The following is a 15474-nucleotide window of genomic DNA, read 5'->3' on the forward strand; positions in this document are numbered from 1 at the left end:
AATCTCAATAAAATTATTACTAATAGAAATAACTCCTACTTCTACTAAGTTACTGACCTCTTTCGTAAAATCAAATACTATTGAGCCTTCATCGTAATTTTTTCTTCCTTGCCATTCCATTTAATTGTAAAAGTTATTTCATCATCCTCTCTAATAATTCCACCAGTTCCACCTGTGTGGAATAAATCTAATTTTCCATCACTATCAACAGTAGCCCCAGTCATACTTCCTCCTCCTGAACCAATTTCATATTCAACAGCAACAGGTCCTACAGAATCTATATCAGAAATCTTATACTTAATCTCTGGAAATCCATCTTGATAACTATCTAGCTTCAGGGTACCATCTTCATCATGCCACCAATGCTCATAGTATTTTAGGGTAAAAGTTCCTTCCCAGCTTTCACTTTCTCCTTTGAACACCATTACTTTACCATCATTGAACTTTTGGAATACAGTATCCGAAATTAAATCAACTATTTCGCCTATATCTGACCACTCATCATCATATACAGAATATTCTTCTAATACATAAACTAAATACGCATTTTTTGCTTTAAACGAAACTTCTGGTAATTTATTTAGTTTATTATAATTCTCTGATTCATTCACTGCCTCATCACGCTGGCTAATAGTCTTAAAATTATACACTAATAGCGTTCCTTTATCCCCGTCCACACTAAAAGTTTCTGGCGTAATACCACCTAGTTGGTATTCATCAAAAGATTTTGATTTATCTTCTTCTAGCTCAACACCTTCTTTTTCTAATGTCTTAACTATTGTTTTTAAGGATATTACATCATTTTTAGGTTTTTCACCAAATTTGTATCCTATAACTCCTATAGCAATTGCCACAAGTATTAATGAAATAGCCGATATTATACTCCATTTTTTTAATTTCTTCATAGACTTTTTATAAGTCTTAGCTTTAGGCAGATCTTCTTTAAAATCCTCTATTGGTATATCATCATTTGAATACTCTTCTACAAGCTTTCTGCAATTTTCACATTCCTTAAGATGATCTTCAATTATTGCTTTTGTTTCATCACTTACATCATCTTCAATATATAAGGGAAGCAAATCTTCTATCAATTTACAGGGGTATTTACTCATTTAAATCTCCTCCTTCACTATAAATTCTTTTGAACTCAAGCCTTCCACGATGTATATTCACCTTAACCCAAGAAATAGATTTATCGGTTATACTAGCTATTTCCTCGTAGGAAAGTCCTTGCCAATCTCTAAGCCAAAGAACCTCCCGCTTTTTTTCAGGGATATTCGCTAAAGCTTCCATAATCAATCTATTGCGCTCCTTATTTTCAAAGATTTCTTCAGGCCCATCTCTACTGGGAATCTCAAAAGAACTATCCTCTATAGAAATAATCTTTACTGAATTCTTCCTAATAGAATCTCTATATACATTTCTTGCAATTCTATGTATCCACGTAGAAACATGGCAGTCACCACGAAATCTATGAAAGGATTTAAGCAATTGGAAAAAAGTCTCCTGAGTAAGTTCCTCAGCCTTATAATAATCCAAAGTTAATCCATATAAATATCTAAAAATATATTTTTCATAGGTCTCATAAAGCTCTTTCATACTCTCCAATGGTTCATCTCCTTTCATATATATAGTGTAAAAGCCACTTAAAAAGTTACAATATTTTTCTAGTTTCATAAATATAATTCCTTATTTGTTTAATTATATAACAAAAAAGGCCAACCTCATAATCAAAGGCTAGCCTGTTATATTTATTTAATTTATTCAATAAAAAGCGCTTCTAACAAAAAACCTGAACAATCCTCTTCTCTTCCCCACCAGCAACAACCCTTTCCTCAAAAGCCCCTGCCTCTCTAAAACTACTCTCTTTTCTAAAATCAAATACCAGCAAATATCCTTCATCAATTCCGTATTGATCTAAATATTCTGCAAGCTGCACAAGGCCCCTTTTATGATATTTTTCTCCATACCATTTTTTAAGTTCAATTATGTATAACTTATCCTCATAAGTCAGTACAATATCAAATCTTCTCTCTTCTGCTCCTTGTACTTCTTTAAATGCAAAGCCTTTTCCGTTTATAATCGGACTTATAAAAGCTAAAAATACAAGTCTCCCGTCAGCTTCTAAAAAAGTTTGACGTTTTTCTGAGCGCTCATGCTTCATGAATTCTTGGAATTTTATGAGGATTTTCTCCACATTTAAAGTACCATCTTCATTAATAAAGAAAGATTTAAAATTATAATCCCCCATTGTGCTATTCTTATCTTTTCTAACTATCTTTATCATCATATGCTGATACAAAAGCTGCTCATAGATTTTATTGTGTACCTTGCACACACCATTTTCATTTCTTATAATCCCATAAATTGTACCGATATTAATTATTTTATCACTATGAATATAACTTATATTTTCGCCATCTAAGATTATTCTTTCTACAAATTCATAAAGTTCCCTATTATTTTCAATATTTTTAATAAGCGAATCAAAATTTGTATTGCTCTGAGTAAGTAACTCCTTCACCGCCATATCCATATATTCATTATTCCAAAGCAATTCATCTCTAGTCATTATCTTCTCATCTATTATTTTACAAAGCTTACTTACTAAAAAAGGATAACCTGAAGTATAATAATAAAGCTTCTCTGAGAAATAATCCTTATCCATTTTAACTTCTTTATCTTCTACATATTCATCTAACATAGTTTTTATCTCTTCTGCAGAAAAACTCATGTCCACCTCAAAATCAACAGCTATATTCCATGGACTATTATACTTTTCTTCTTCTCCTGGTCTTAGCTTTAATTTCAAGCTTTTAACGTCATAGACACCTGCTAAAATAATTGAATGAAAAGTGTAATCCTTTCTCTTTAATTGCAATAAATATTTCTGTCGCAGCATACCTAAAAAACTTAAAAACAACTGATTATTGCTACTCTTATCAACCTCATCAATTATTAAAATCACTTTTTTATTAGCTTCATGTACCAGATTAGCTATTACTTTAGATAAATCAATTAAAGATTTAATATCGCCTTTTTGTCTATCTAAAAATTTAGCAAGTTCATCATGTTCAAATTCCAGCTGATCAACTATCATACTTATAAAACCACTTGAAAATCTATTTTCATCCTCAAAAACTAAATCACCAATTCCTTCAAAACTTATAGATATAACCATATATTCATCACTATTTTCAAGCAATCTTTCTATCATATAAATGGAAGTTGTCTTCCCAAATTGTCTAGGTCTATTTATAGTAAAATATTCGCCTTCTTTAACAAGGTCCATTATTTCTTCAATCTTTTGTAATGTATCAACCATATAATGCTTTTCAGGTATACAAGTACCCGTCACATTAAATCTTTTCTTCATAATAATCACCTCTCATACTAGTATTTTACCATAAACGCTTGTAAAATAAACATTTAAGAGTCCACACTTCACACTTCTCTTAAAAAAACACACCCCAAAGAGATGTGTTTTTCACTTACTTTTGAATTTTGATAGTTTCATCATCATTAACTACACAATAAGCACAGTTTTCTGATGTGTTAAAATAAACTTCAACTTTTTTTAAGTCTTTAATTCTTCTGTTTAATGTGTTTTTCCAGTAGTCTTTAAATTCTACAATTATGTCATTAGCTGAAAATTTCTTATCTTCTGTTTCAACAATAAATGAAAAATTTCTTTGCATAAAATCACCCCATTTTCTAACCTATAGTATTATATTCCTTATATTTACTAGTTATATAAATTATATTAGAATATCTATCAATAGTCAAAATTTGGTATCCTTTACACTAAATTTATTTTCCCTGTTTAATATTTTTTGCTAAGGCTCTATCCTAAACTCTACTCCACCAGTAACATTATTAACTGAAATCTTTCGCTTAAATAATTCAACTATAGTTTTTGTTATTGTAAGACCTATACCTGTTTGACCAGATTTTCCTTTACTATAAATTTCAAATATATTGTTTGGATTTTCAAATTCAATATGTCGTCCATCATTAAAAATTGAAAGCAAATGATTTGTAAGTGTTATTACAATTAAAGATTCTGCGTATCTTAAATTATTTGCAATAATATTTTCTAAGGCACTGCACCACTTATCAAATTCACCCTCATAGTATACTTCTTCTAAATTCAAATGAAAATCTATATTCTTTAATTTATCAAATCTGCTTACAACTGATATAATTACTTCCTTCATATTTACTTTATCAAATTTCTCATTTCTTCTACTTAGATAGCTTAATTTATTTATAAGGAGAATCTTCCCAACTTTTTCATCTAGTTTTTGTGATTCTTCTATAATAGCCTCTGCACTATCCTCTATAGTCCCTTCTGGATAAAGGCCATCTTTTATACTTTGAGCATATGTATTTATAATCATTATTGGGGTTTTAAGATCATGAGAAATACTTTGAAACATATCATTTTTATACTTATCTTGCTCTACTAATTTGATTCTCATATCTTCTATAGAATTAGATAATGCGCTTAACTCGTCCTTGCCTTCTTGTTCTACAGTACTATTCCAATCACCGTTAGCTATTTTTTCTACTTTGCCTTTAATTTTTATTATCCTATTTGCAAAGTAATTAGAGTAAATATACATTACTACTACTCCTAAAATAACCAAAACTATAAGTAATAGCAATAGCTGCTTTACTATATCCCCCATGAAATTTTCACCGTATACATCAAACATAAAAGTAACCCTATAACCCGCAAAAAAGTTATCTATCTCACAGTATATTCGTACGTCTTCCGTATCAATTATATACTTTTGTTTTTCTTGCTCTTGTGTTACTGCACGAGTTTTAATTTCTTCTAAAAAGTTAGGAGTGATAAATCTATTACCAGTCTGTTTATCAAATCCAATTCTCATATCACCATCAGAATCTAGTACTATTTGATTTACCGCATACATATCATCAGATACTTCTATTACATCATTCCTTTTCCTGGCTAATTCTATTGTTTTAAAAAAAGTATTCTCCATTGATTTTTCAAAATAATAGGGCAAATAAATGCTAGCAAATCCCATTATAACAATAATAATAAGTACAAATATTATAGCCATTTGGCTTTTTATAGAAAATTTTTTTCTCATAACAATCTATACCCATATCCATACATAGTTTCTAGTCGAATCTTTGGTAATTTCTTTCTCATTCGCCTTACTGTATCATCCACTACCCTGTCAGAACACTCATAAAAATCCTTCCATACCCTAGTCAATATGTCCTCTCTTGAAAAAGCCTTTTTTCTGTTTTTTATGAAAAACAAAGCTAAATCAAACTCTTTTGAGGTCAATTTAATTTCTTCTTCGCCCTCTGACACTATTCTTTTATCTTCATTAATTACATAAGGTCCCCATACAATTTCTGCTTTATTTTCTCTCTTATACACTCTTCTTAATAATTTATCTATCCTGATAATTAGTTCTTGTACTGAAAATGGTTTAGTTAAATAGTCATCACTTCCGTATTTTAGGCCCATTATTCTGTCCATTTCACTATCTCTCGCAGAGGTAAATATAACAGGTACATCCTCATTTTCCTTTTTAATTTCTGAAATAAGCTCAAACCCATCCGCGCCAGGAAGGCCTATGTCTAGTATCCATAAATCAATATGATTATTCATATATTTCATAGCATCTTCCGCATTAGAAAAAGCTCTCACTAAATATCCTTCTTTTTCTAAGTACATAACTAATATTTTTCTAAGTCTATCTTCATCTTCTACTAAATAAATAACATACATCTTTATCAAACCCCTTCTTCTTTTAAAACATAGAGTGCTTCTTTTAAAACATAGAGTGCAATTTGCAGAGTGCAGAGTGAAGTTAAAACCTTTAGAACCTTTTAAACACTAAGATCTTTAAACCATTTAAGACCTCAAAACATTTAAACACTTAAGACCTTAAATATTTAACCCTTAAGCATTTAAACCTTTAAACCTTTAAACACTTAGAGATTAGAATATTTAATTACAAAAACATTAAATATTCTAACCTATATCTAGCACTAAACGGGGTGTGTTTTAAATGCACTTACGGATGATTTTGCTACGTAAAATCGACGCCTTAAATCAAAGATTTTCTTACCGAAGTAAAGAAAATCAGCCTTTACTTATACACTGTGCACTGTATCCCGTACCCTATGAACTATCTTTTATCCTTGCTTTTATCTTTTGTATTTATCTTTTACATTTATCTTTTACATTTATCTTTTACATTTATCTTTTACATTTATCTTTTACATTTATCTTTTACATTTATCTTTTGCTTTTATCTTTTGCATTTTATCTTTTGATTGTGAATTGTGCATTGTGCATTGTGCATTGTGCATTGTGCATTGTGCATTGTGCATTGTGCATTGTGTATTCGTATCCTGTATTCTGTATTTTTTTTTATCTCTTCACTCTGCACTCTGCACTCTGCACTCTGCACTCTTTTTTAAAAGGCTCTGCACTCTTTTTTAAAAAGCTCTTCACTCTTTTCTTTCAAGAAATATCCCTTAAAGGTTGCTCTCACATATACTGAATACCTCTTCATTATTATCAGTATTTGCAAATATTATATAGTTCCCGATCACTTTTGATTCTGAATTTGATATATCTGGCATAATATTCATACTTTGCCCTTGTTGCATTCCTTGTGTACGTTGTCCTGAATTTGCTTGTTGTCCATTTGCTACCTTATCATTAGGCGCTTCTCCATTTGGTGCTTCGGTGTTTGGTACTTGTCCGTTTGCATCCTCAGGAGGTATTTCTGCATTTTCACCGTTATTCATCTGTCTATCAGCCACCCTATCTCCAGATACCAAACTTGTAAAATCACCTGAATTAGCAAACAACTCTGCATCTCCTACTGCATCCTCAGATTGATATATAGTTATATCTATTCCCAAATCTTCATCTATTATAATTATACCATTTTGCAATGAAAATCCTAGTTTTTCATTTAACATGCTAAATATCATTGGTTGCATTGTAGTAATTATCGTTTCTTTCACTTCATCATTCAATTCTCCAAATAAATCTGTGTCAGAAAGTATGGCTTCTGCTGCTGCTTGCAAAACTGGGTCAGCCTCAGCTTCTTGCATTTGCCTATCCTGGTTTACTTCCCTAGTTTGCTGATTATCTTTAGCCTCAATATTTTTATCCTGTGATTTGCTAGAGTTACTTTCTTCTTCCCCTACTTCACCAGAAGAACCAGTATCTGTTTCTTGTACTTCATTAGTTATTTGTTCTTCAGAATTATTATCTGAGCTGCTACAACCCGAAATGGAAAAAGCAACTGCTCCTACAAGGAAAAAACTAACAACTATTTTACTTATTTTATTTTTATTCATAACAAACACCCTCTCCTTATACTATTAAACTTAAAAAGCTATAACTTTATACCCATAATTTTATCTCCTTAAACTTAAAACAACCTTAATTATATTACCAAAACTCGGAAAACACTCCTCGTAAGCTTTAACTTATAAATTCCCAATTACAAACAGCAAACAGTGCACTATATACTCTGTACACTGCTTGCTGTAAACGTAATTTAGTAACCTATAAACTGTTAACTATGCAATATGACTTGTTCGCTATTACCTGTGAACTTTATTTTGTCTTGCATCCCTTTATTTTTTCACATTAATATTAATCTAAATTGCTCTTGGTCTTGATCTTGGTCTTGATCTTGGTCTTGATCTTGGTTTTAATCCTGGTTTTAATCCTGGTTTTAATCCTGGTTTTAATCCTGGTTTTAATCCTGGTTTTGATCCTGGTTTTGATCCTGGTTTTGATCCTGGTTTTGACCTTAATTTGATCCTGGTTTTGACCTTAATTTGATCTTGGTTTTGACCTTAATTTGATTTTGACCTTGCTCTTGATTGTGCATTGTGCATTGTGCATTGTGCATTGTGCATTGTGCATTGTGCATTGTTCATTGTTCATTGACCTAATCCGTTACCCCAAGAGATATAACAACAGTTATATTTTCAGCATCAGTAGTAACGGTGTTTGCTGCAATTGATTGACTTATAACATAACCTTTTTCTACTAATGGTGCTGATTCTAGATTATCCGGGTCTGAAGGTTCACTATACGCATAATCAAATAAGCAATCAATTCCTGTATCCTTAGCTTGATTTTCAACTTGCTCTTCAGTCATTCCTGTAAAATCAGGTATTACTAATTTCATACCTTTTGATACTGTAAATGAAATAGCTTTTCCTGTATTCACCATATCATTTTTAATAGATTGTCCTATAATTTTATCTACACTTCCTGCAGTACCATAACCCTCTGAATAGCTTACACTAATATTTGCACCATTTTCATTCACTTCCTGAACCCATTTCATAACATCAAGTTTTGATTTTCCTTCAAAACTTGCTACTTCAACCTTTCCAAGTGACACATTTACAGTTATACTATCTCCATTTTCTAAGCTCGTACCACTGGAAATACTTTGACTATATATGTCTCCATCACTATATGAATTAGTATAAATTTCCTTTGTATTTAGAGTTATTCCATTTTCTTTAGCCCAAGCTTCAGCTTCTGTTTTAGTCATAGCTGTAATATTAGGAACATAAACTGCTTCACCCTTTGAAATCTGAACTAGCAGCGTTTCATCTCTATACATTTCATCATCAGTTGCAAAACTTTGTGAAGCAACTGACCCTGCTTGAACATACTCGTCAAAGACTTCTTCAAACTCTACAGCAATACCATTTTCACTTCCCCAAGTAACAATTTCTGCTTGTTTATATGTTGAAAAGTCTGGTACTGTTACTGTTTCTGATAATTCTTCAATCCCATCTGAAACAACAACATTAACTCTATTTTTTCTCTCAAATTCATCTTCCGAACCATCTACAAATTCATAAGAGATAACAGCATCTTCTACTACTATATCACTGTATTCAGTTGTAATTGTAATTCCTGTAAGTTTGTTATCATCAATCCATGACTCTATCTCTGTATAGGTCATTGCTTCAATATCAGGAAATACAATCAATTCCTCAGGGTCTGCCCCTAAAGATACTTCAACTGCTAATGTAGAATTCTTTTTTATAACTTCTTCTTGTGCTACTCCCTGTGATATTACTACATTTTTATCCACATCAAAATTATAAACATCATCTATCGCTAGTGTTACATCATTATTACTAGCCCATGTATATGCATCATTTATGTTCATTCCAACAAGTTCTGGAACTTCAATTCTATTAGTAAAATAAGAAATCCCAAAATATGCTGAAACCACTATTGCCACTGAACATCCTATAAGTATAAGCCTATTTCTTAGTTTATTATCTTTTACATATTCAAATTTTTCTTCACCAAAGCTCTCTGGTTTTGTATCTTGCGACAAAGTATCTAAAAAACTCTTTTCTGACATTTATATAAACCCTCCTAAAATCTTAATGCACAATGTACAATTAACAATACACAATTAAGGATAAAATTATTTTAGCATGCTAAAATAATTTCTTTAATTAATTAAAAACTATTTAAACCAACTATATTTTATTGTTATATTATTTTATTGTTTTATTGTTTTATAATTAGAAATTTTGAGTACCTATAAGAACACACAGCTATATTTTTTCTCTCCCTAAACTAGTTTTCCATCTTTTAATCTCAATTTAATATCACTCTCATTAGCAACATCATCAGAGTGTGTAACTAAAATTATTGTCTTGTTATATTCTTTTGCTAAGGTCTTAAAAAGTCCTATAACTTCTTTTTCTGTTGCTGTATCTAATGCTCCCGTTGGCTCATCACCAAGAATTAAATCTACATCCTTTGAAAGTGCTCTTGCTATAGCAACACGTTGCTGCTCACCACCTGATAAAGTAGTTACTCTTCTATCTGCCTTTGACTTTACTATGCCTACCCTATCGAGAATTTTGTATGCTATCTGCTTCCTATCTCCCTTAGCCTTATTATCCACTATCATCATGTCTGACTCTACATTTTCTACACCAGTCAAATAATCCATCAAATTGTACTTCTGAAACACAATAGCAATATTATTTCTTCTAAAATTTGTATATCCAATATCTTTTAATTTCTTTCCTTGATATAAAACTTCTCCCTTTTCCGGCTGATCAAGAGCACATGATATAGCAAGAAGAGTTGACTTACCACTCCCTGAAGGACCAAGAATAGTATAAAACTTACCCTTCTCAAAATCATAGCTCAAATCATTTAAAATAGTACGTCTCTTACCACCATCGTTATACCCATAATTTATATCTTTCAACTGAAACAGACAATCTTTCATTTAACTAACTCCCTTCCCAAAACATAATGTGTGAGTAAAATCTTAATATCAATGCACAATGCATAATGCATTGGTTTAAATCAGTCCTGCAATATTTTTTTCGGATTAAAGCTCATTATTACTGATAACGGAATTGTAGATCCTATTAATACTAATAAAATACTAACAAGCAGTAAATTTCCCATTACATCTGCACTTAATGCTACATCAAACTCTGATGCTACAGAGTTCATGTCAACGTCACCGTATACAGAACTTGAACTACTTCCTGGCATTCTCATATTTCTAACATTAGAAGTTGTTGTTATAGAAGTACTACTTGCTAAGCTATCTTCTGCTAATAACTGATTTTCCACAATCCAATTGCTTACACCTTTAGAGGCATAATTACTAGCTCCAACTGATATTCCAAATGCCACTATTGCTATAACTAATATTTCTAATATAAATTGGGATACAATTTTCATTTTCCCTTCACCACTTGATAATAGAAGTCCTATTTCAAACTTTCTGTCCCGTACAAAAATAGTTACAATTGCAAGTATTATTAATGAACCTGCTATAAACACAACCCATATTAATAATGATGCTATAAAAGCTATCAAATCTAATGGTTGAGTTAGCTCTTCATATGTTGCATTATCTGAGTAAAGTGTATGCATATCTGAAGTTAAATAAGGGGATGCTTCTTCTACAAATTCATCAACATCTAATGGGTCATCTAATAAATAAATTATGCTTGCTGTTGTCTCGTCTTCTCCATCTGTTCCTTTTAATTCATTTACAACCGATAGTGAAGTAAACATGTTATTTTCACTATATCCGTCTTCAATAGAAGAATAAATTCCTATTATCTCAAATTCAGCTGTACTGCTATCCGTAGAAGTTGTACTATTCTGTGAAGATTTTTGATTGTTTTGTGTCATAGGGTTGCTACTACTTTGAGATATTTCAAGGTCTATTAAATCTCCAACTCTAAGGTTGTTTTCGCTTGCTAAATCATCTGAAACAATAACCACGTAATCACTATTTGCTATATTGTCTTCACTTAAAAGTGTACCATCAACTAGATCTATCTTTTCTAGGGCAAGGTCTATCGGTATAGTTCCATTAGTACCATACAAAGTAAAACTACTTGCATTTCTTGAAAAACCATCGGCACTTTCTTGAGTTTCAACTGCAACTAAATCTTCCGAATCCGCATTTGCTGAATCTGTAATAAAGAAATCTTTAACATAGCTGTTACTAGCTATGTTTTCAGCCACACTCAACGATAAAGATGGTGGCCTTTCTCCCTTTTCCATTACAGAATCATAATCCATTCGATATTCTACTGCTGCGCCAATCTCATATCTTATATACTCTTTTGATTCATCAATACTACTTTCAATTATTAATCCTGTAAACATCAAGCAAAATACAATAAAGAAAATAGAAAATAACATTATTGTTTTTACTGGTCTACGTATCAAACTTTTAATTCCATGATCAAACAACCTCATAAATAAACCTCCTGATATATATCTAATTTTCTTGCGCTATTTTAACATCTAATTTTATTATTACAAATGATTTCGGAACAAATATAAAAACTTGTGTGTAATTATGTGATTTGTCAAAAAAAACGCAAAAAAAATTTGCACTTATTACCTTATTGGTAAATGCAAACTTCTTTTTGGAGCTTCCTATTTAAATCTTCATAAGATTTTTTTATTTTTCTATTCTACAATTCTTCTGTTCTACAGTTTTTCTGATCAATATCTTTTTCATGAGTTTTATTCATTTTTTCTGTTTCATCTAACTTGTTCTCTTCATTAATACAAAAAATGGTTAAAGGCACAATAATAAATATAGGTAAAATAGCACCCCAAAAACAAACATTCCTTAAAAAACTAAAGGAAAACCCATTAACAATAAAGGGTAGCATAAAAATAGCATAAAGCAGTATAACCCCTTGTGGAACAATACACCATAAGCAAGGCTTCTTTCCATTTTTCTTTTTCATAAAAACCTCCTGAAAATTAATACTAAAGAATTCTCCCCAGAAATTCTTAAGTCCTATTAATAAAGTAAATATAGTTTTTAATTTTCAAAATTCCCCACTAATGTTAATTATATCACAAATATCATTATATTGATGTAAAATTATACAATAAACTTACAAAAGTTTGAATACTCACACATTTAGTGGCAGGCATGCAATACAACATTCTCACGTTTTGTGCCTGCCACCTTATACTCCATTGTCTTTCATTTAGTTTTATTTATCTATAATAATTTCTTTACCTACTCCATTATAAAAAAAGTTATCCCCTTGCTCAATAAATTTATCAACAACTTCTTCACCAGTACAATGGCAAAGGCCTATATTTTCTATTTTACTATCCACAAAATAATTAAATGTTGCATCTAGTCTAGTTTTCTCGGCTTTTTTTAAATGAGTTCCTCCTATTACGTAGTAAATAGGTTCATCAAATTCCTTTTTAATTCTTTCCATGATATTCATTACTCCAGGATGTGAACAACCTAATATAACAATCAAGCCTTTACTAGATTTCATTACTACACAAACCTCATCAGAAAAGCTATCAATAACATAATCTTCTCCATATCTCCTTGCAAATGAAAAATCTACTTTTTCAATTTCATTTTTCTTTTCAAAGGATGCTAGTAGAAATACACCATCTAAAATTTCTTTAGTATCTTCTACTACATAATCAATATTTATTTCTTCTTTATTTATATATTCGATATCGAAATTATTTCCATTAATCCTATATGGTATTTCTTTTATATTATATTTTGGAACAAATAAATCTGGCTTTACGTGAAGAATAAAATCTTTCCCGAATTCTTTAACAAATTTTCTAAAGCCTCCTGTATGATCATAGTGACCATGACTTAATATTACATGTTTAACTTTTTTTAAATCTATCCCTAATTTATCCGCATTATATATAAAGTCTCCACTTTTTCCTGCATCAAATAATATAATCTCTTCATCTTTTTCTATATAAAAAGACAACCCATGTTCATTTTTTAATTCTGAATTCTTAAGCTCTCTATCCTCCATTAATGTTACAATCCTTATTGACATAATCACCCTCCAAACTAGACTTTATATAACTACTATTCATATAATATTATCTATGTTTTAATTGAAAATTGCAATAGTACACCTTTGCTAATATTCCTCTGTAAAACTTTATTATTTAATAATCTAACGGTTTTCCAGAAAAAATAATTTAGTTGAACTCCACCACAATTTATTAATATAAGGCCAAGTCCTACAACTAAATATATTATACTATATTTGTCGTTTTTAGTTGTTTATTAACGACCAATTGTTCATATATATATTGTTGTTTTGGCTATACTATTTTTGTAGACCTACACCTCATGTTTACATATTTATCCTATATTCACTTGTATGTAATTATGATATAATATAAATACTAATAAGGTGGTGAAAGATTATTGGAAAAGGAAATTTTAACAATACTAAAATCTATGCAAAGTGATATGAATTCTATGAAGTCAGATATGAATTCTATGAAATCAGATATTACTTCTATGAAGTCAGATATTACTTCTATGAAATCAGATATTACTTCTATGAAATCAGATATTACTTCTATGAAGTCTGATATCACTTCAATTAAGAGTACTCAGGACGAACATACTCAATTACTAAGAGCTTTAGAACACAGAACTGAAGTATTGTCATCAGAAGTAGCAAATATTAAGCATGATATTGCAGAAGTTCGTGGCGAGGTAGTTTCTATGAAAAAAGATTTATATAGTATAGAAATTATTACAGCCAATAATTGGTCTGATTTAACAAAATTAAAAGCTGTAAAATAAATTTTACCAATTAAATAAACTCTAGAGTTTATACTAAGAAAATTCATGTTTTAACTAAAATATATAGTAATTACAAAGTGTCTTATAACCTAATTTATAAGACACTTTTTTAGTCTGATTTTTCAACTTATTAATACTGTTTTTCTACTCAAAGAATTATTCAACTCTTTAATCCTTTTATATTTTAGTAGAAGCATTCTTGTTAAGAAAAAGTCCTAGCTTCTTCTTTTCCTAATAATACTCTTAATGCTCCAAAAGCCAAAGATTCCATTTCATTTTCACCAGCCATTATTTCAACAGGTGCTATGAATTCTACACTTTCTTTTATCCAAGCTGTTATCATATCTGAATAAGCTATTCCACCTGTTAGTACAATGGCATCAACCTTTCCCTTAAGTACAGTAGAAAGATCTCCTATTCCTTTAGCCACTTGATACGCCATTGCTTCATATACTAATGCTGCCTCTTTATTTCCTTCTTCTATCATTTTTTGAACTTCTCTTGTATCAACAGTATTAAGATATGCTTTTATTCCACCATTTCCTCTAATTCTCTTTTTTAAAGTTCTTTTATCGTATTTACCTGAAAAACATAAGTCAACCAGTTTAATACAAGGCACTCTTCCAGCACGCTCTGGTGAAAAAGGTCCTTCATCATCTGAAAGAATATCTATCATTTGGCCTTGTCTGTGAGCACTAATTGAAATTCCTCCGCCTAAATGTGCTACTACAAAATTCATTTCTTTATATTCTTTATTATATTTTTTAGCTACCTTCATAGCCATTGCCCTTGAATTTAGTACATGACTCAAACTAATTCTTGGTATTTCTGGTAATCCTGACACTCTGGCTATATCAGTCATTTCATCAACTGCAACTGAATCATAAATATATGCTTCTATTCCCAATGGTTTAGCTATTTCATAAGCAATTAGTGCACCTAAGTTTGATGCGTGTTCTGCCACTGGATTATTTGTAAGTCTATCTACCATAGCATCATTTACTATATATGCGCCTGATTTAACTGGTGGCAACATCCCACCTCTACCGACTGCCGCTGCTAATTCTTCTACTTTAAAACCTTTTTCACTTAATAATGTAAGAACAGCCTCTTTCCTCATATTAAATTGGTCTTGAACTCTATCAAATTTTCTAAGTTCTTCTACTGAATGGTCTAAAGTTTCACAGAATAATTCCTTTTCATCTTCATATAAAGCTAATTTTGTAGATGTTGACCCAGGATTAATTGCAAGTATTTTATTCGTCATCTAAATATCCTCCTCACACTAAATTACCGAACTAAT

The 15474-nt window shown here is 30.6% G+C and carries 14 protein-coding genes; 1 reads left to right on the plus strand and 13 read right to left on the minus strand.

All coding sequences use genetic code 11. From position 1 onward, the window contains the following. Positions 1-77: 77 nt before the first annotated feature. The 12 genes from ACVHXK_RS03975 to ACVHXK_RS04030 all read right to left on the minus strand — a co-directional run bounded on the left by ACVHXK_RS03975 (position 78) and on the right by ACVHXK_RS04030 (position 13404). A complete protein-coding gene (locus ACVHXK_RS03975; protein WP_461205067.1) occupies positions 78-1112 on the minus strand; it encodes a zf-HC2 domain-containing protein in 1035 nt (344 codons plus the stop codon). Next, on the minus strand, positions 1105-1677 hold the full coding sequence (locus tag ACVHXK_RS03980) for an RNA polymerase sigma factor (RefSeq protein ID WP_461205068.1): 573 nt from the start codon (positions 1675-1677) through the stop codon (positions 1105-1107). The genes ACVHXK_RS03975 and ACVHXK_RS03980 overlap by 8 nt, the downstream gene beginning before the upstream one ends. Positions 1678-1780: 103 nt before the next feature. Beyond that, on the minus strand, positions 1781-3376 hold the full coding sequence (locus ACVHXK_RS03985) for an AAA-like domain-containing protein (protein ID WP_461205069.1): 1596 nt from the start codon (positions 3374-3376) through the stop codon (positions 1781-1783). A 115-nt stretch (positions 3377-3491) separates the two neighbouring features. Then, entirely contained in the window at positions 3492-3698 is a 207-nt protein-coding gene (locus ACVHXK_RS03990; RefSeq protein ID WP_461205070.1) for a DUF6465 family protein, read from the minus strand. Positions 3699-3836: 138 nt separating this feature from the next. Then, positions 3837-5123 carry a HAMP domain-containing sensor histidine kinase gene (locus ACVHXK_RS03995; protein WP_461205071.1) on the minus strand — a complete coding sequence of 429 codons (1287 nt, stop codon included), beginning with the start codon at positions 5121-5123 and terminating at the stop codon, positions 3837-3839. Further along, positions 5120-5776: a response regulator transcription factor gene (locus ACVHXK_RS04000; protein WP_461205072.1), complete on the minus strand. Its 657-nt coding sequence runs from the start codon at positions 5774-5776 to the stop codon at positions 5120-5122. The genes ACVHXK_RS03995 and ACVHXK_RS04000 overlap by 4 nt, the downstream gene beginning before the upstream one ends. 755 nt (positions 5777-6531) lie before the next feature. Further along, positions 6532-7368: a hypothetical protein gene (locus ACVHXK_RS04005; RefSeq protein WP_461205073.1), complete on the minus strand. Its 837-nt coding sequence runs from the start codon at positions 7366-7368 to the stop codon at positions 6532-6534. Between the two features lie 602 nt (positions 7369-7970). Next, entirely contained in the window at positions 7971-9419 is a 1449-nt protein-coding gene (locus ACVHXK_RS04010) for a PASTA domain-containing protein (RefSeq protein ID WP_461205074.1), read from the minus strand. A gap of 216 nt (positions 9420-9635) precedes the next feature. After that, positions 9636-10307 carry an ABC transporter ATP-binding protein gene (locus ACVHXK_RS04015; RefSeq protein WP_461205075.1) on the minus strand — a complete coding sequence of 224 codons (672 nt, stop codon included), beginning with the start codon at positions 10305-10307 and terminating at the stop codon, positions 9636-9638. An 80-nt stretch (positions 10308-10387) separates the two neighbouring features. Then, a complete protein-coding gene (locus ACVHXK_RS04020) occupies positions 10388-11809 on the minus strand; it encodes an ABC transporter permease (RefSeq protein WP_461205076.1) in 1422 nt (473 codons plus the stop codon). Between the two features lie 221 nt (positions 11810-12030). Continuing rightward, positions 12031-12312: a hypothetical protein gene (locus tag ACVHXK_RS04025; RefSeq protein WP_461205077.1), complete on the minus strand. Its 282-nt coding sequence runs from the start codon at positions 12310-12312 to the stop codon at positions 12031-12033. A gap of 255 nt (positions 12313-12567) precedes the next feature. Beyond that, positions 12568-13404, minus strand: coding sequence for an MBL fold metallo-hydrolase (locus ACVHXK_RS04030; protein ID WP_461205078.1), 837 nt, complete (start codon positions 13402-13404; stop codon positions 12568-12570). A 380-nt stretch (positions 13405-13784) separates the two neighbouring features. On the opposite strand from ACVHXK_RS04030, the gene ACVHXK_RS04035 reads away from it, so the two are divergent. After that, entirely contained in the window at positions 13785-14171 is a 387-nt protein-coding gene (locus tag ACVHXK_RS04035; RefSeq protein WP_461205079.1) for a hypothetical protein, read from the plus strand. A 202-nt stretch (positions 14172-14373) separates the two neighbouring features. Here ACVHXK_RS04035 and buk read toward each other — a convergent pair whose 3' ends face one another. Next, on the minus strand, positions 14374-15438 hold the full coding sequence (gene buk, locus ACVHXK_RS04040) for a butyrate kinase (RefSeq protein ID WP_461205080.1): 1065 nt from the start codon (positions 15436-15438) through the stop codon (positions 14374-14376). Positions 15439-15474: the final 36 nt, after the last annotated feature.

The sequence above is a fragment of the Clostridium sp. DL1XJH146 genome (genome assembly GCF_054819755.1).